We start from the raw sequence: 15296 nt of genomic DNA, 5'->3' as shown, positions 1-15296 counted from the left end.
GCCCTTGCTGGCGAGCACGGCCACCACCCCGGCGAGCCCGGCCAGCGCCACGGGGGTGAGCACGGGGCTGAGGTCGCCGCCGGTGGGCGCGGCCACGCCGCGCTGGAGCACCCGCGCCCAGTCCTGCCCGGCCGCGACGAGCACCTGGAGGCAGCCGAGCACGGTCGCGGCGACCCAGATCCACAGCTCCCGCTTGTCGCTGCGCATGTGTCAGCCGATCACGATCTCGAACTGGTCGGCGTCGAAGCAGGTGCGGTCGCCGGTGTGACAGGCCGCGCCGACCTGGTCGACCTTGACCAGCAGGGTGTCGCCGTCGCAGTCGAGCGCCACGGACTTGACGTGCTGGACGTTGCCCGAGGTGCCGCCCTTGACCCACAGCTCCTGGCGGCTGCGCGACCAGTAGGTGGCCTTGCCGGTGGTGAGCGTCCGATGCAGGGCCTCGTCGTTCATCCAGGCCAGCATGAGCACCTCGCCGGTGTCGTACTGCTGGGTGATCGCGGGCACCAGGCCGTCGGGGTTGCGCTTCAACCGCGCGGCGATCTTCGGGTCGAGGGACATGCTGCCATTCAACCAGGCCACGGCCGCGCCCCCGCCGTCAGGCGAGCGCCTCGGGGAGGGTGTCGTAGATGGGGAAGAGCGGCGCGAGGTTCGTCCTGCGGAGCCTGCGCAGCACTTGGCCGTCGGGGGCGACGAGCGCCATCGTACGGTCGCGCTCGCGCAGCGAGGCGAGCAGCCGCACCAGCACGCCGAGGCCGGCGGTGTCGATGAAGGTCAGCGCTGTCAGATCCACGACGAGTTTGGAGTCGTGAGCGGCGACCGTTTCGTCCAGACATTTCCGCACTTGGGAGACGTTGTCGACGTCCATCTCCCCCGCCAGTCTCACCACCACCGAACCCCCGTGATGGTGTCGCGACATCTCCAGCACATCCACGCCCATGCTCCTCATAACCCCTCCCGTGGGCGGCTCCGCCGAAAACGTACACCGGACCAGGGCGGATCACAGTGCGTTTTGCTGAAAATGCGGTACGTGATCACATCCGGGCGAGTACTTTCTGACTCGATCGCGTGCCAGGGGAGGGCAGGATCGTGGTGCACGTCGCGGGCTCCGTCCTGGATCCGGATCTGGGCGATCATGTCTGCCTGCCGTTCGATGGCGAGCGGGAGCGGATGACGCTCACGCGGGCGTTCACCGTGAACGGCCTGCGCCGCCGTACCGAAGTCGTGATCATCACCCACACCGACATCCCCGCTGTGCGACCAGGTGATGATCGTGTCGGGGCCGGCCGGCACGACGGTGATGTTCGCCGCCCAGCTGAGCGACGCCCCCAGCCGCGAGCCGGCCTCCGCCCTCCTATGAGCGCCCTCCTATGAGCGCCCTCCTATGAGCGGGCCGCCGACACCCAGGAGGCGTGCAGGTCGGCGTACACGCCGGGCTCGCCGACCAGCTCGGCGTGCGGGCCGCGCTGCACCAGGCGGCCCGCGTCGAAGACCAGCACCTCGTCGGCGTTCTCCGCGGTGGACAGCCGGTGGGCGATGGAGATCGCGGTGCGTCCCCTGGTGACGCCTTCGAGCGCGCGGGCCAGGCGTACCTCGGTGGCCGGGTCGACGGCGGAGGTGGCCTCGTCCAGCAGGAGCAGGTCGGGGTCGGCGAGGTAGGCGCGGGCCAGCGCGACGAGCTGCCGCTCGCCCGCCGACAGCGACTCGCCGCGCTGCCCGACCGGCGTGGCCAGCCCCGCGGGCAGGCCCTCCAGCCAGTCGGCCAGGCCCAGCTCGGTCAGCGCCAGCTCGATCTCCTCGGCGGTGGCCGACGGCTTGCCGTAGCGGATGTTGTCCTCCAGCGTGCCGTCGAACAGGAAGCCGTCCTGCGGCACCATGACGATGCGCTCGCGCAGCGAGGCGAAGCGCACGTTCCGCAGGTCGTGGCCGTCCACGGTGACGCGGCCGGCCGCCGGGTCCATGAGCCTGGTCAGGAGCTTGGCGAAGGTGGTCTTGCCCGAGCCGGTCTCCCCCACCACGGCCACGCGCGAGCGCGGCGGGATGGCGAGCGTGATCTCGCGCAGCACGGGCGTGCCGCCGGGGTAGGAGAAGTGCACGTCCTCGAAGGCCACCTCGATGGGGCCGCGCGGCAGCACCACGCCCTGCTCACCGGGGTCGGCGACGTCGGGCGGAGTGTCGAGCACGCCGAGGATGCGGCGCCAGCCCGCGACCGCGTTCTGGGCCTCGTTCAGCACCTCGGTGGCGGTCTGCAGCGGCGAGACGAACAGCGTCACGAGGAACAGGAACGCCACCAGCTCGCCCTGCGTGATGCCGCCCGACAGGCCGAGCTGCACGCCGAGCAGCACGATGCCGGCGATGGCGACAGCGGCCACGATCTCGGTCAGCGGGAAGACGAACCCGACGATGGTCTGCGCCCGCACCTGGGCTTTCTTGTTGGCGTCCACGGCCCGGTCGACGCGCTCGGCGGTGCGCCGCTCGGAGGCGTAGGCCCTGATGACGGCGGCGCCGACCACCGACTCGCTGACCGCGGCCAGCATGTCGCCGGTGCGCTCGCGCACGGTCGTGTACGCCCGCGACAGCAGCCGCTGGAAACGCGGCAGGGCGATCATCAGCGGGATGAAGCAGACCCACACCAGCAGCGTGAGCTGCCAGGAGTAGACGAACATCAGCACCGTGGCCACGAAGAGCTGGCCGAACGACACGATGATCATCAGCCCGCCCCACTGCATGAACGTGCTGATCTGGTCGATGTCGTTGGTGACGCGGGAGACCAGGGCGCCGCGGCGCTCGGTGTTCTGGGTGAGCACCGACAGGTCGTGCACGTGGCGGAAGCCGCGGACGCGCAGGGTGGCGAGCGAGGACTCGGTGGCCTTGTAGAGGCGGACGTTCATGACGTACCCGGCCAGGGCGGTCAGCACCACCGCGGCGGCGCAGATCACCACGGCCTTGGTGATGTACGAGACGTCGGGCGTGCCGTTCTTGAGGCCGGTGTCGATGGTCTGCTGCACCGCGACCGGCACGATGACCTTGCCCAGGGTGGCGATCACGGCGAGCGCCAGCGTGCCGAGCAGGCCCTTGCGGAACTCTGGCGTCAGCGACAGGCCCTGGCGGATCGTGGCCAGCGCGGAGCGCTCGGCGTTGCCGTGGATGCTCTGCGCGGTCATGCGCTGACCCCTTCTTCCTCGATGTCGATGTCCGCGTCGATGTCCGTGTCTATGTCCGCGTCTATGTCCGTGTCGATGTCCGACAGCTCGATCGCGGTGCGCTCGGCCTCCTCGCGCTCGTAGGCGGTCACCAGGTTGCGGTAGCCGTCGCAGCGCTTGATGAGCTCGTCGTGGGTGCCGCGGTCGACGACGCGGCCGTGGTCGAGGTAGACGACCTCGTCGGCCAGCGCGATGGTGGCCATCCGGTAGGCGACGACCACGACGGTCGACGCCTCGGCGGCGTCCCGCAGGCCGTACAGGATCTTGGCCTCGACCTGCGGGTCCACGCTGGAGGTGGCGTCGTCGAGTATGAGCAGGCGGGGGCGGCGGGCCACCGCGCGGGCCAGGGCCAGGCGCTGGCGCTGGCCGCCGGACAGCGAGGCGCCGCGCTCGCCGACGCGGGTGGCGAGGCCGTCGGGCAGCCGGCCGACGAAGCCGTCGGCCTGGGCCAGGCGCAGCGCGCCCCAGACGTCGTCGTCGGACACCTCGGCTCCCAGGGCGACGTTGCCGCGTACGGTGTCGTCGAACAGGAACGTCTGCTGCGGCACCAGCGCCACCGAGGCGGCCACGGCGCCGTAGGGCAGCTCGCGCAGGTCCACGCCGTCGAGCAGCACCCGCCCCGAGTCGGGGTCCACCAGCCGCACCAGGAGCTGCACGAGCGTGGACTTGCCCGACCCGGTGGGGCCGACCAGCGCGACGGTGCGCCCGGCGGGGACGTCGAAGGTGACGTCGTGCAGCACCTGGGCCTCGCCGTAGGCGTAGGAGACCCCGCTGACGCTCAGCTCGGCGGGGGCGTCGGAGGCCGTGGCGGCGGCGGTGCCGTACTCCATGGAGCCGTCGGCGTCGAGCACTGCCTGCACCCGCTGCCAGCCGACGACGCTGCGCGGCAGCTCGGCCAGCACCCAGCCGAGCGCCCTGATGGGGAAGGCCAGCAGCGTGAACAGGTAGGCCACCTGCACCAGGCCGCCGGGGTCGATCGCGCCCGCGGACAGCCGGGCCGCGCCGACGGCCAGCACGGCGAGCACGCCGAGCGTGGGCAACGCCTCCAGCATGGGGTCGAACAGGCCGCGTACGCGTCCGACGGCGATGTTGGCGTCGCGCAGCTCGTGGGCGCGCCGCCGGAACCGGTCGGTCTCCAGCTCCTCCCTGCCGAGCGTCTTGACGACGAGCGCACCGTCGAAGCTCTCGTGCGCGATCTCGCTGACCTCGGCGCGCAGCTGCTGCGCTCGGGTGGCCAGCGGGCTGAGCCTGCGCTGGTAGAGCAGGTTGAGCACGGCGATGGCCGGGAAGATGAGGAAGCCCACGAGCGCCAGCACCAGGTCGGTCACCACCATCGCGACCGCCGCGGTGACCAGCATGACGATCACGCCGACGGCCATCGGCAGCGGCGCGAGCGGCGCCCAGGCGGCCTCGGCGTCGGCGCTGGCGTTCGACAGCAGTTGCCCGGTGGGGTGCCGGTGGTGCCAGGCCAGCGGCAGCCGCAGGTACTGCTTGGTGACGTCGCGGCGGGAGCGGGCCTGCATGCGGTACTGCAGGACGCCGGCCAGGATGCGGCGCCCCGCCACGCCGATCGCCTTGAGCAGCGCGGCGCCGACGATGAGCAACACGCCGGTCCACATCGCGCCCGCGGCGACCTCGCCGTTGGCGAACGCGGCCAGCACCACGTTCTGGGTCGCCCACCCGAGGGCGGAGGCGGAGGCGACCGTCATGCCGCCGTAGACGGCGCTGGCCAGCACCGCAAGGGTGAAAACCAGCTTCTCGGTGCGAATGGCCACCCCAAGGACGCGAAGTCCTTGACGCATCACGGCCGAGGTGACCTTGCTCGCCACTCGGTGGGTTTCCTCTCATGTCTGCTGTTTGTACGTATGTCACTATCACTCCTGATCAGTCGGTTATTCCCAGCGGTAGGCTGATCCACGTGACTCACGCTCGTGGCGAACGCACCGCGCTCTGCGATCTGCTCGACCGGCTCGGTCCCGAAGCGCCGACCCTGTGCACGGGCTGGACCACCTACGACATGGCCGCGCACCTCGCGCTGCGCGAGCGCAGGCCCGACGCCCTGGGCGGCATCGCGCTCAAGCCGCTCGCCGGCTACACCGCCTCGGTGCAGCGGCGGCTGAAGGACCGCCATCCCTACCCCGAGCTGGTCGGCCTGGTCCGCAAGCCGGGCGGCGTCTACGGCCTGCTGCCCGCGCTCGACGAGGCGGTCAACACGCTGGAGATGTTCGTCCACCACGAGGACGTGCGCCGCGCCCAGCCGGGCTGGGAGCCGCGCGAGCTGCCCGAGGACCTCGAGCGGCTCATCTGGAAGCGGGTCTCCACCGGCGCCCGGCTGATGCTGCGCAAATCGCCCGTGGGCGTGGTGCTGCACCGGCTCGGCGGTGGCGTGGTGCTCGGCGGCCCCAGGGGACACGCCCGGGTCGAGGTCACCGGCAGGGCGGCGGAGCTGCTGATGTTCTGCTTCGGGAGGCAGGAACACGCCCGGGTGGAGCTCACCGGGGATCCGGCCGCGGTGGCCGCGCTGCGCGAGGCCACCCTGGGCGTCTGACCTTCCCGGTTGAGGACGGCCGAGGGTTTCGGATGCGCGGAAAAACCGGCGGGGCAGGCGCTCACGCGCCGTCCGCTGCCCTTACCATGGCATAGGAAAGAAGCCCCCCGGTTAGGATCATGTACATCTTCAGAGATGCCTAAGGATCGCCCAGACTCGGGTATATACGGCTGGGAACGAACTGCAGGAGGCCCCCCATGCAGGTCAAGAAGGTGATCACCTACGTGGCTGTCGCGTTCGTGGTCTTCTACCTGTTCACCCGGCCGGCCCAAGCCGCCGCCGCGGTCAACGGTGTGTTCGACGGAATCGTCCACGGAGCCAATCAGCTGGCGGTGTTCTTCTCGAGTGTTCTGACCTGACGGGTGGTTCTGTCTGCGTGAGGTGCTTCCCCGTGCTGCCCAATCGTGTTACGCAGACAGGATGACAGATCGCCTCACCGGCACCAGACCTCATCAGCTCGACCCCGCCGCCCGGCGCGTCCTCGAACGAGCCGAGCTCGAGGGCATCGAGCTGATCCGTTTCCTGTACGCCGACCACGGAGGCGTGATCCGCGGCAAGGCGGCGGCACGGTCCCGGCTGGCCGAGCGGCTCAGCTCGGGCATCGGCCACACGGTGGCCATGATGGCGATGAACATGCTCGACCAGTTGCAGGAGGTCGAGCACATGGGCCCGGTGGGTGAGGTGCGCATCGTCCCCGACGCCACCACGTACGTCCCGCTGCCGTACGCGCCCGGCGCCGCGGCGATGCTGTCGGACCTGCGCATGCCCGACGGCTCCCCGTGGGCGGCCTGCCCCCGCACGTTCCTGAAGGACACGGTCGCCGAGCTGCGCGCCGAGGGCTACACACTGGAGGCGGCCTTCGAGCCGGAGTTCACGCTCGGCCGCCGGCTGCCCGACCCGTCGGGCGGGCCCGACCGGCTGGTGCCGATCGACGACTCGCTCTGCTACGCGGCGATCGGCTTCGACACCGCCCACGACTACGCGATCAAGCTGGTACGCGCGCTGGAGACGCAGGGGCTGCGCGTCGAGCACTACCATCCCGAGCTCGGCCCCGGCCAGCAGGAGCTGTCGATCCGCCACGCGCCCGCGCTGCGCGCCGCCGACAACCACGTCCTTTACCGCGAGACCGTGCGCGGCGTGGCCCTGCGCATGCAGATGTGGGCCTCGCTGGCCCCCAAACCGCTGGCCGACCAGGCCGGCAACGGCGCCCACCTGCATCTGTCGCTGTGGAGCGACACGCGCAACGTCTTCGCCTCCGACAACGAGGTGCGTGACGGCTTCATCGGCGGCCTGCTCGCCCACCTGCCCGCCCTGACGGCGCTGACCTGCGGCAGCGTCAACGGCTTCCGCCGGCTGGCGCCGCGCATGTGGTCCAGCGCGTACGCGGTGTACGGCCCCGACAACCGCGAGGCCGCCGTGCGCGTCTGCTCCCCGCTGGGCGAGACCGGCGAGCCCAACCTGGAGCTGAAGCCGTCGGACTCGGCGGCCAACCCCTACCTGTCGCTCGGCGCGGTCATCCACGCCGGCCTCGACGGCATCAGGCGCAAGCTCGACCCGGGCGAGGCGGTGGAGGTCGACCCCGACACCCGGCCAGGCCGCTACCCGCGCCTGCCGTCCTCACTGGACGAGGCGCTGGACGCGCTGGAGGCCGACGAGGTGCTCATGGAGGCGCTCGGACCGCTGCGGCGCAGCGCGTATCTGGCCGTCAAGCGGTCCGAGGCCGCGGCGTTCGCCGGCAAGGACACCTCCTACGAGCTCTTCCACCACCTGCGGGTGTTCTGAAGCCCGCTCAGCGGACGGGGTGGCCCGCGTTCCTGAGCGTCTCCTTGACCTCGGAGATCTTCAGCGTGCCGAAGTGGAACACGCTGGCCGCGAGCACCGCGTCGGCGCCCGCCGCCACGGCCGGAGGGAAGTCCTCCAGGCGGCCGGCGCCGCCGCTGGCGATCACCGGCACCCGCACGGCCGCCCTGACCGCGTGCAGCATCTCCAGGTCGTAGCCGTCGAGCGTGCCGTCGCCGTCCATCGAGTTGAGCAGGATCTCGCCGGCGCCCAGCTCCTCGCCCCTGGCCGCCCACTCCACCGCGTCGATGCCGGTGCCGCGCCGCCCGCCGTGGGTGGTCACCTCGAACCCGCTGGCCGTCCCCGGCGCCCGCCTGGCGTCCACGGACAGCACGACGCACTGCGCGCCGAACCGCCTGGACGCCTCGGTGAGCAGCTCGGGCCTGGCGATGGCGGCCGTGTTGAGCGACACCTTGTCGGCGCCCGCCCGCAGCAGCCGGTCGACGTCGTCGGCCGACCGCACGCCGCCGCCCACGGTCAGCGGGATGAAGACCTGCTCGGCCGTCCTGCGCACGACGTCGAGCATGGTCTCGCGCTCCCCTGAGGAGGCGGTGATGTCGAGGAAGGTCAGCTCGTCGGCGCCCTCCTCGTCGTAGCGCCTGGCCAGCTCGACGGGGTCGCCCGCGTCGCGCAGGTTCTCGAAGTTGACGCCCTTGACCACGCGACCGGCGTCCACGTCGAGACAGGGGATGACTCTTACCGCCACGGTCATGTTCGCAGTGCCTCGATCTCGATCTCTACCAGCATTCGCGGGTCGACCAGCCCGGCCACCCGTACGCCGGTGCACGCGGGGCGCACCTTGGCGAAGACCTCGTGGATCGCCTTGCCCACGGGGTCGAAGTGACGTTGCTCCACCACGTAGTAGCGGACCATGACGACGTCCTCACGCGTCAGGCCGCCCATCAGGACGGCTTCGAGCGCGATCTCGATGGAGGTCAGGGCCTGCCGGTACGGGTCTCCGACGTGGCGTACCTCTCCGTCGACCGTGGCCGTGCAGCCGGACACGATCACGCGGCCGCCCGCCACCACCGCGCGGGCGTAACCGTACTTCTCCTCCCAGATGCCGCCCGAGAACACCCGGTAACCGGTGCTCTCCATGCCGATGCTGCTGATACTCATCTCGCCCCCTCCAGGCACAGCTACACGCGTACCGCGGCAAGCGCATCTTCCAGGGTGAACGCGTGAGCGTACAGGGCCCTGCCCACGATGGCGCCCTCCAGTCCGGCGGGGACGAGGGAGGCGAGAGCAACCAGGTCGTCGAGGCTGGAAACGCCGCCGCTGGCCACCACGGGCTTGTCGGTGCGGGCCAGAATGCGCTGGTAGAGGTCGAGGTTGGGGCCCTGGAGCATGCCGTCCTTGGTGACGTCGGTGACGACGTAGCGGGGGCAGCCGTCGGCCTCGAGCCGGTCGAGCACCTCCCACAGGTCGCCGGCGTCCTCGGTCCAGCCGCGGGCGGCCAGGGTGGTGCCGCGCACGTCGAGGCCGACCGCGACGCGGTCACCGTGCTCGGCGATGACCTTGCTGCACCAGGACGGGTTCTCCAGCGCGGCGGTGCCGATGTTGACCCGCCTGCAGCCGGTGGCCAGGGCCGCGGCCAGGGAGTCGTCGTCGCGGATGCCGCCGGACAGCTCCACGTTGACGTCGAGCCTGCCGATCACCTCGGTGATCAGCTCCCGGTTGCTCCCCCGGCCGAACGCGGCGTCGAGGTCCACGAGATGGACCCATTCCGCGCCCGCCTCCTGCCAGGCCAGCGCGGCGGCCAGCGGCGCGCCGTAGCCGGTCTCGGTGCCGGCCTCGCCCTGCACCAGGCGTACGGCCTGGCCGTCGGCGACGTCGACGGCGGGCAGCAATGTGAGAGACATTCAGGTCCTCCGGTCGAAAGCGAGAGTCACGACTACGGGCACGAACAGCACCGACAGCACCAGGACCGCGAAGCTGATCGGGAAGGACCCCCACACCAGCCACGCGATCACCTGGACGAGCAGGAAGCCGAGCGCCACCACGGCGTTCTGGGCACGGTGGCGGCGGGCGAGCAGGCCACCCTGCCGGTAGAAGCGCACCGGCCGCGCCATCGGACGGGGCGTCAGGCGGGTCAGCAGGGCGCGGCGCCTGGCCGCGCGGGCCTGCCGCTCCTCGTTGGCCCGGATCGCGCGCGCCCGCTCGGCCTCCCGCTCCGCCCTGCGGCGCGCACGCTCCTTGCTCACGTCAGCGCCTTCAGCCAGTTTCGCAGCAGGGCGGCTCCGGCGTCGCCGGACTTCTCCGGGTGGAACTGGGTGGCCATGAGCGGGCCGTTCTCCACGGCGGCGACGAACGGCACGCCGTGCTCGGCCCAGGTGACGACGGGCTCGGCGAACCCGTCGCCGGGCCGCAGCACCCAGTCGCGCACTCCGTAGGAGTGCACGAAGTAGAAGCGGGTGCCGGCGTCGAGCCCGTCGAACAGCACGCTGCCGGCGGGCGCCTTGACCGTGTTCCAGCCCATGTGCGGCAGCACGGGGGCCTCCAGCCGCTCGACCGTGCCCGGCCACTCGCCGCAGCCCTCGGTCTCGACGCCGTGCTCGACGCCGCGCGCGAACAGGATCTGCATGCCGACGCAGATGCCCAGCACCGGCCGGCCGCCCGACAGACGGCGGCCGATGATCTGCTCGCCGCGCACCGACTTGAGGCCCTCCATGCAGGCCGCGAACGCGCCCACGCCCGGCACCACCAGGCCGTCGCACTCCTGCGCGGCCCGCACGTCGGACGTCACCGTCACCTCGGCGCCCGCCCTGGCCAGGGCACGCTCGGCCGAGCGCAGGTTGCCCGAGCCGTAGTCGAGCACCACGACGTTCTTCTTCACCACCACAACACCCCCGCCGTGATCGCCATCACCGCGCCGACCGCGCAGATCGCCGCGCCGATCTTCAGCCCCTGTCTGGCCAGGGAGAACACACCGCCGCCCAGGAACAGCCCGATGAACACCATCACCCCGGCGAGCAGGTTGTCGGTCATAGCACGCCCTTGGTGCTCGGCACCCCGCTGGCCCGCGGGTCGAGCTCGGACGCCTCGCGCAGCGCCCTGGCCAGCGCCTTGAACTGGGCCTCGACGATGTGGTGCGCGTTGCGGCCGTAGGGCACGTGGACGTGCAGGCAGATGGCCGCCTGCGCGACGAACGACTCCAGGATGTGGCGGGTCATCGTCGTGTCATATTCGGGGCCGATCATCGGCGCCATGCCCTCTGGCTCGGTGTGCACGAGGTAGGGGCGGCCCGACAGGTCGACGGTGACCTGGGCGAGCGACTCGTCCAGCGGGCACGACGCACTGCCGAACCGCCGGATGCCGGACTTGTCGCCCAGCGCCTCGCGGAACGCGGCGCCCAGCGCCAGCGCGGTGTCCTCGATCGTGTGGTGGGAGTCGATGTGGAGGTCGCCCTCGGTCTTGACCGTCAGGTCGAACAGTCCGTGCTTGCCGAGCTGCGCCAGCATGTGGTCGTAGAAGCCGACCCCGGTGGCCACCTCGACCCGGCCGGTGCCGTCGAGGCCGACCTCCACCAGGACCGAGGTCTCCTTCGTGACACGCTCGACGCGACCTACGCGGCTCACATTGCTCCTTCCAGGGCGGCGCGGAAGGCCGCCATCTCCTCGCCCGTGCCGATCGACACACGCAGCCACTCGGGCGGGCCCACCTCGCGGATGAGCACGCCGCGCTCCAGCATCCCCTCCCACACCCCGCGCCGGTCGGGGAAGCGCCCGAACAGCACGAAGTTGGCGTCGGAGTCGGCCACCTGAAGGCCCTTGCCGCGCAGCCAGGCCACCGTGTCGTCACGCTCGCGGCGCAGCGCGTCGACCGTGCCGAGCAGCTCGCCGCGGTGGCGCAGCGCCACCCGCGCCGCCGCCTGGGTGAGCGTGGACAGGTGGTACGGCAGCCGCACCAGCAGCAGCGCCTCGATCACCGCCGGGTGCGCCGCCAGGTAGCCGACGCGGGTGCCGGCCATCGCGAACGCCTTCGACATCGTCCGGGTGACGATCAGCCTCGGGTGGGCGGGCAGCAGGGTCAGCGCCGACGGTGTGCCCTCACGGGCGAACTCGGCGTAGGCCTCGTCGACCACCACCATGCCGGGGGCCGCCGACAGCACCGCCTCGATCGTCTCCAGCGGCTGCGCCGTGCCCGTCGGGTTGTTGGGCGAGGTCAGGAACACCACGTCGGGACGGTGCTCCTCGATCGCGGCGACCGCCTTGCCGGGGTCGATCGAGAAGTCCTCCTCGCGCGTCGCCCTGATCCACTCGGTGCTGGTGCCGCCGGTGATGATCGGGTGCATGGAGTAGGAGGGCTCGAACCCGATGGCGGTGCGGCCATGGCCGCCGAACGCCTGGAGGATCTGCTGGAGCACCTCGTTGGAGCCGTTGGCGGCCCACACCTGCGCGGCCGTCAGGCCGTGACCGAGATAGGCGGCCAGGTCGGCGCGCAGCTCGGTAGCGTCTCTGTCGGGGTAGCGGTTGAGCTCGCCGGCCCGCTCGCCGATCTCCCTGGCCAGGTCGGCGACCAGGGCGGGCGAGGGAGGGTAGGGGTTCTCGTTGGTGTTGAGGCGTACGGGCACGTCGATCTGCGGCGCGCCGTAGGGCGTCTTGCCGCGCAGATCGTCGCGGATGGGCAGGTCGTCGAGGTTCACGCGGTCTCCGTCGGCACTCGCCAGTCGAATCGGGCGCGGATCGCGGCGCCGTGTGCGGGCAGGTCTTCGGCGTCGGCCAGCACCGACACGTGGGCCGCCGCCCCGGCGAGCGCCTCGCGGGTGTAGTCGACGACGTGGACACCGCGCAGGAACGACTGCACCGACAGGCCGCTGGAGTGGCAGGCGCAGCCGCCGGTGGGCAGCACGTGGTTGGACCCGGCGAGATAGTCGCCGAGCGAGACCGGGGAGTAGGGGCCGACGAAGATGGCCCCGGCGTTGCGCACCCGCGCCGCCACGGCCGCCGCGTCGGCGGTCTGGATCTCCAGGTGCTCGGCGGCGTAGGCGTCGACGACCTTGAGGCCGTCGTCGATGGAGCTCACCAGCACGATGCCGGACTGCCGGCCGCTCAGCGCCTCGGTGATGCGCTCGGAGTGGCGGGTGGCCGAGACCTGGCCGGGCAGCTCCTTCTCGACCGCGTCGGCCAGCTCGGGGCTGGTGGTGACCAGCACGGCGGCGGCGATCGTGTCGTGCTCTGCCTGGCTGATCAGGTCGGCGGCTACGTGGACGGGGTCGGCGCTCTCGTCGGCGAGGATCGCGATCTCGGTGGGACCGGCCTCGGAGTCGATGCCGATGCGGCCCTTGAGCAGCCGCTTGGCCGCGGCCACCCAGATGTTGCCGGGACCCGTGACCATGGTCGCGGGCTCGCACTCCTCGGTGCCGTAGGCGAACATCGCCACCGCCTGCGCCCCGCCCACGGAATAGACCTCGTCCACGCCGAGCAGCGCGCACGCGGCCAGGATCGTGGGGTGCGGCAGGCCGCCGAACTCCTTCTGCGCGGGGCTCGTCACCGCCAGGGAGCCGACGCCCGCCTCCTGGGCGGGCACGACGTTCATCACGACGCTCGACGGATAGACCGCGCGGCCACCGGGGACGTAGAGGCCGACCCGGTCGACGGGCACCCACCGCTCGGACACCGTGCCGCCCGGCACGACCTGGGTGGTGACGTCGGTGCGTCGCTGGTCGCGGTGGACCAGCCTGGCCCGCCTGATCGACTCCTCCAGCGCGGCGCGCACCCGGGGGTCGAGCCCGGCCAGCGCGTCGCGCAGGGCCTCTGCGGGGACGCGGGCGGAGGCGATCTCGACACCGTCGAACCTGGCGGTCAGCTCCCGTACGGCTGCCGCCCCGCGATGGCGCACCTCGTCGCAGATGGGCCGCACCTTCTCCAGGGCGGCCTCGACGTCGAGCTCGGCGCGGGGCAGCACGTCGCGCAGGTTCGCCGGCAGGGAACCGCGCATGTCGATACGGGAAATCACCCCCACAGTCTACGGAGTCCGGGCTCCGGTTCAGGCGGCGTCCACCATGCGGACAGGCTGCTCGCTCCAGGGACGCCCGCCGTGGAAAGCCGACGGCCGCGGGGGCCGCGCTCGCCGACGCACGCCCCTCGCGGCCGTCATGACCCCGGACCGGGCCTGCCGGGGCCGGTGCCGTGGCCGTCACGGGGGTACGGCCACGGCCGGGGAAAGCCAGGGGAAACTTCATTGCCCCGCAGGCACGCCCTCTAACGCACTTCTCCAAGAAAAACGTTGTGCCGCCACAAGGTGACGTTGCGTGATTTTTGCCCACGATATCCCGCTGCCGCGCGCCGCGGGCCGGGAGCGGGTCGCCGGCGGCGGCGTCCGACATTATCTGTCCATTATGTCCGGACCTTTACCCTTACCTGCATGGGACAGTGGCACGGGCCTGACGGCCTGCTCGTCGAGGCGATCATCTTGGACGATCGCCCGCTCCTGCGTGTCTCCCACCGCGTCAACGGCCGCACCTACCTGCGCGGATACTGCGCCACCGTCGCCGAGCTCGGCGAGCACGGCGTGGACCTCGCCGAGCTCGTGGAGCGCACGGAAGACAGGCCGCTTGACCATCTGTAGACCCCTGCCCGCCACTGTCGATCAGGCGGGCGGGGTACGGCATGCACCATGGTCCGGCTGCCGGTCTACACGCCCATGCTGGCCCAGGCCGGCACCCTGACCTCCGTCCAGGGCCCCGGCTGGGCCGTGGAGATGAAATGGGACGGCGTGCGCGCCCTCGCCTACGTCGAGGACGGCGCCGTCCGCCTGATGTCGCGCAACGCCAAGGACATCACCCCCGCCTACCCCGAGATCCAGCTCATGGCCGGCGCCACCGGCGGCCACGACGCGGTCATCGACGGGGAGATCGTCGCCTTCGACGACGCGGGGCGGCCCAGCTTCGAGGCCCTGCAGCCCCGCATGCACCAGCGCAACCCGGCCGCCGTGGCCGCGCTGACCAGGGCGGTGCCGGTGACGTACATGGCCTTCGACATCCTGCACCTCGACGACGCCGCCATCGTCGCGCGGCCCTACACCGAGCGGCGCGAGCTGCTGGAGAGCACGCTCACGCCCGGCTACCGGTGGCAGGTGCCCGTCTGGTTCACCGACCACGCCCAGCGCGCCTTCGAGTCCTCGAAGCAGCTCGGGCTCGAAGGGGTCGTGTGCAAGCGGCTCGCCTCGCCGTACCGGCCGGGGCGGCGCAGCAGCGAATGGACGAAGGTCAAGAACGTCAGCACCGCCGAGGTCGTCATCGGCGGGTGGAAGCCGGGCAGCGGGCGGCGCTCGGGCACGATCGGGTCGCTGCTGCTCGGCGCGTACGACGACGCGGGCGGGCTGCGGTTCGTCGGCCACGTCGGCACCGGCTTCACCGACCAGGTGCTGCGCGACCTGCGCGACCGGCTGGCCCCGCTGGAGCTGCCCGGCCCCCCGTTCGGCGACGAGGTGCCGCGCGAGCACGCCCGCGACGCCCACTGGGTACGCCCGGAGCTGGTCGGCGAGGTCCAGTACGCCGAGGTCACCGGCGACGGCCGGTTGCGCCACCCCTCCTGGCGCGGGCTGCGCCCCGACCGCGAGCCCGCCGAGGCCCGCACCTCCGGGCTGCTCCCCCACGAGGGCGACGCCGCGGCCGGCTGACGCCCGACACGCCACCCCTGACCACACATCGTCCCCTTATGGTGACTTAGAGTGACTAAAGGTATGTCGAACGGTTCGGGGGACAT

Annotated in this window: 19 protein-coding genes and 1 pseudogene; 5 read left to right on the top strand and 15 right to left on the bottom strand. The window is 71.7% G+C overall.

The annotated features are described in order from the left end of the window. The 6 genes and pseudogenes from ABZW11_RS23890 to ABZW11_RS23865 all read right to left on the bottom strand — a co-directional run. A pseudogene (locus ABZW11_RS23890) lies at positions 1-207 on the bottom strand (hypothetical protein); the annotation flags it as partial. Positions 208-210: 3 nt separating this feature from the next. Continuing rightward, the gene (hisI, locus tag ABZW11_RS23885) at positions 211-570 is read right to left on the bottom strand and encodes a phosphoribosyl-AMP cyclohydrolase (protein ID WP_355420816.1); all 360 of its coding nucleotides are present in this window, start codon (positions 568-570) and stop codon (positions 211-213) included. 25 nt (positions 571-595) lie between these two features. Beyond that, a complete protein-coding gene (locus ABZW11_RS23880) occupies positions 596-931 on the bottom strand; it encodes an STAS domain-containing protein (protein ID WP_355420794.1) in 336 nt (111 codons plus the stop codon). An 11-nt stretch (positions 932-942) separates the two neighbouring features. After that, positions 943-1290: a hypothetical protein gene (locus ABZW11_RS23875; protein ID WP_355420792.1), complete on the bottom strand. Its 348-nt coding sequence runs from the start codon at positions 1288-1290 to the stop codon at positions 943-945. A gap of 89 nt (positions 1291-1379) precedes the next feature. Continuing rightward, the gene (locus ABZW11_RS23870) at positions 1380-3161 is read right to left on the bottom strand and encodes an ABC transporter ATP-binding protein (RefSeq protein ID WP_355420790.1); all 1782 of its coding nucleotides are present in this window, start codon (positions 3159-3161) and stop codon (positions 1380-1382) included. Then, on the bottom strand, positions 3158-5002 hold the full coding sequence (locus ABZW11_RS23865; protein ID WP_355420813.1) for an ABC transporter ATP-binding protein: 1845 nt from the start codon (positions 5000-5002) through the stop codon (positions 3158-3160). The genes ABZW11_RS23870 and ABZW11_RS23865 overlap by 4 nt, the downstream gene beginning before the upstream one ends. Before the next feature lie 116 nt (positions 5003-5118). Here ABZW11_RS23865 and ABZW11_RS23860 point away from each other — a divergent pair, with 116 nt between their 5' ends. The 3 genes from ABZW11_RS23860 (at position 5119) to ABZW11_RS23850 (ending at position 7530) form a co-directional block, all read left to right on the top strand. After that, positions 5119-5748, top strand: a complete 630-nt coding sequence (locus ABZW11_RS23860) for a TIGR03085 family metal-binding protein (RefSeq protein ID WP_355420787.1) — start codon at positions 5119-5121, stop codon at positions 5746-5748. A 197-nt stretch (positions 5749-5945) separates the two neighbouring features. Continuing rightward, positions 5946-6107, top strand: a complete 162-nt coding sequence (locus tag ABZW11_RS23855; RefSeq protein WP_345401436.1) for a hypothetical protein — start codon at positions 5946-5948, stop codon at positions 6105-6107. Between the two features lie 61 nt (positions 6108-6168). Beyond that, on the top strand, positions 6169-7530 hold the full coding sequence (locus ABZW11_RS23850; RefSeq protein ID WP_355420784.1) for a glutamine synthetase family protein: 1362 nt from the start codon (positions 6169-6171) through the stop codon (positions 7528-7530). 7 nt (positions 7531-7537) lie between these two features. Here ABZW11_RS23850 and hisF read toward each other — a convergent pair whose 3' ends face one another. The 9 genes from hisF to hisD are packed head-to-tail and all read right to left on the bottom strand — an operon-like array spanning position 7538 to position 13545. Beyond that, positions 7538-8299: an imidazole glycerol phosphate synthase subunit HisF gene (hisF, locus tag ABZW11_RS23845; RefSeq protein WP_345401430.1), complete on the bottom strand. Its 762-nt coding sequence runs from the start codon at positions 8297-8299 to the stop codon at positions 7538-7540. Beyond that, positions 8296-8706, bottom strand: a complete 411-nt coding sequence (locus ABZW11_RS23840) for a Rid family hydrolase (RefSeq protein WP_355420781.1) — start codon at positions 8704-8706, stop codon at positions 8296-8298. The genes hisF and ABZW11_RS23840 overlap by 4 nt, the downstream gene beginning before the upstream one ends. Before the next feature lie 20 nt (positions 8707-8726). Next, complete coding sequence (gene priA / locus ABZW11_RS23835) at positions 8727-9449, bottom strand: bifunctional 1-(5-phosphoribosyl)-5-((5-phosphoribosylamino)methylideneamino)imidazole-4-carboxamide isomerase/phosphoribosylanthranilate isomerase PriA (protein WP_355420778.1); 723 nt, start codon at positions 9447-9449, stop codon at positions 8727-8729. Beyond that, a complete protein-coding gene (locus tag ABZW11_RS23830) occupies positions 9450-9791 on the bottom strand; it encodes a hypothetical protein (RefSeq protein WP_355420775.1) in 342 nt (113 codons plus the stop codon). Next, the gene (hisH, locus tag ABZW11_RS23825) at positions 9788-10423 is read right to left on the bottom strand and encodes an imidazole glycerol phosphate synthase subunit HisH (protein WP_355420810.1); all 636 of its coding nucleotides are present in this window, start codon (positions 10421-10423) and stop codon (positions 9788-9790) included. Before hisH ends, ABZW11_RS23830 begins: the two co-directional genes overlap by 4 nt. Then, complete coding sequence (locus tag ABZW11_RS23820; RefSeq protein ID WP_355420772.1) at positions 10420-10575, bottom strand: hypothetical protein; 156 nt, start codon at positions 10573-10575, stop codon at positions 10420-10422. Before ABZW11_RS23820 ends, hisH begins: the two co-directional genes overlap by 4 nt. Next, the gene (hisB, locus tag ABZW11_RS23815; protein ID WP_345401418.1) at positions 10572-11165 is read right to left on the bottom strand and encodes an imidazoleglycerol-phosphate dehydratase HisB; all 594 of its coding nucleotides are present in this window, start codon (positions 11163-11165) and stop codon (positions 10572-10574) included. The genes ABZW11_RS23820 and hisB overlap by 4 nt, the downstream gene beginning before the upstream one ends. Next, the gene (locus tag ABZW11_RS23810) at positions 11162-12232 is read right to left on the bottom strand and encodes a histidinol-phosphate transaminase (protein WP_355420769.1); all 1071 of its coding nucleotides are present in this window, start codon (positions 12230-12232) and stop codon (positions 11162-11164) included. The genes hisB and ABZW11_RS23810 overlap by 4 nt, the downstream gene beginning before the upstream one ends. Beyond that, positions 12229-13545: a histidinol dehydrogenase gene (hisD, locus tag ABZW11_RS23805; RefSeq protein WP_355420766.1), complete on the bottom strand. Its 1317-nt coding sequence runs from the start codon at positions 13543-13545 to the stop codon at positions 12229-12231. Before hisD ends, ABZW11_RS23810 begins: the two co-directional genes overlap by 4 nt. 408 nt (positions 13546-13953) lie before the next feature. Between hisD and ABZW11_RS23800 the strand changes: the two genes are divergently transcribed. Further along, a complete protein-coding gene (locus ABZW11_RS23800; protein WP_345401409.1) occupies positions 13954-14157 on the top strand; it encodes a hypothetical protein in 204 nt (67 codons plus the stop codon). Positions 14158-14205: 48 nt separating this feature from the next. Continuing rightward, positions 14206-15210: a non-homologous end-joining DNA ligase gene (ligD, locus tag ABZW11_RS23795; protein WP_355420763.1), complete on the top strand. Its 1005-nt coding sequence runs from the start codon at positions 14206-14208 to the stop codon at positions 15208-15210. Positions 15211-15296: the final 86 nt, after the last annotated feature.

This window comes from Nonomuraea sp. NPDC004580 (genome assembly GCF_040609855.1).
Lineage (GTDB): Bacteria > Actinomycetota > Actinomycetes > Streptosporangiales > Streptosporangiaceae > Nonomuraea > Nonomuraea salmonea.
The sequence above is the reverse complement of the archived record's forward strand: the minus strand, read 5'-3'. Positions and strand labels throughout refer to the sequence as shown.

What these genes read in the sequence shown, in the direction of transcription:
- ABZW11_RS23855 (WP_345401436.1), top strand. Translation starts at nt 5,946, where the DNA reads ATGCAGGTCAAGAAGGTGATCACCTACGTGGCTGTCGCGTTCGTGGTC.
- ABZW11_RS23820 (WP_355420772.1), bottom strand. Translation starts at nt 10,575, where the DNA reads ATGACCGACAACCTGCTCGCCGGGGTGATGGTGTTCATCGGGCTGTTC.
- priA (WP_355420778.1), bottom strand. Translation starts at nt 9,449, where the DNA reads ATGTCTCTCACATTGCTGCCCGCCGTCGACGTCGCCGACGGCCAGGCC.
- ligD (WP_355420763.1), top strand. Translation starts at nt 14,206, where the DNA reads ATGGTCCGGCTGCCGGTCTACACGCCCATGCTGGCCCAGGCCGGCACC.
- ABZW11_RS23870 (WP_355420790.1), bottom strand. Translation starts at nt 3,161, where the DNA reads ATGACCGCGCAGAGCATCCACGGCAACGCCGAGCGCTCCGCGCTGGCC.
- ABZW11_RS23865 (WP_355420813.1), bottom strand. Translation starts at nt 5,002, where the DNA reads ATGCGTCAAGGACTTCGCGTCCTTGGGGTGGCCATTCGCACCGAGAAG.
- ABZW11_RS23800 (WP_345401409.1), top strand. Translation starts at nt 13,954, where the DNA reads ATGGGACAGTGGCACGGGCCTGACGGCCTGCTCGTCGAGGCGATCATC.
- ABZW11_RS23850 (WP_355420784.1), top strand. Translation starts at nt 6,169, where the DNA reads ATGACAGATCGCCTCACCGGCACCAGACCTCATCAGCTCGACCCCGCC.
- hisF (WP_345401430.1), bottom strand. Translation starts at nt 8,299, where the DNA reads ATGACCGTGGCGGTAAGAGTCATCCCCTGTCTCGACGTGGACGCCGGT.
- ABZW11_RS23840 (WP_355420781.1), bottom strand. Translation starts at nt 8,706, where the DNA reads ATGAGTATCAGCAGCATCGGCATGGAGAGCACCGGTTACCGGGTGTTC.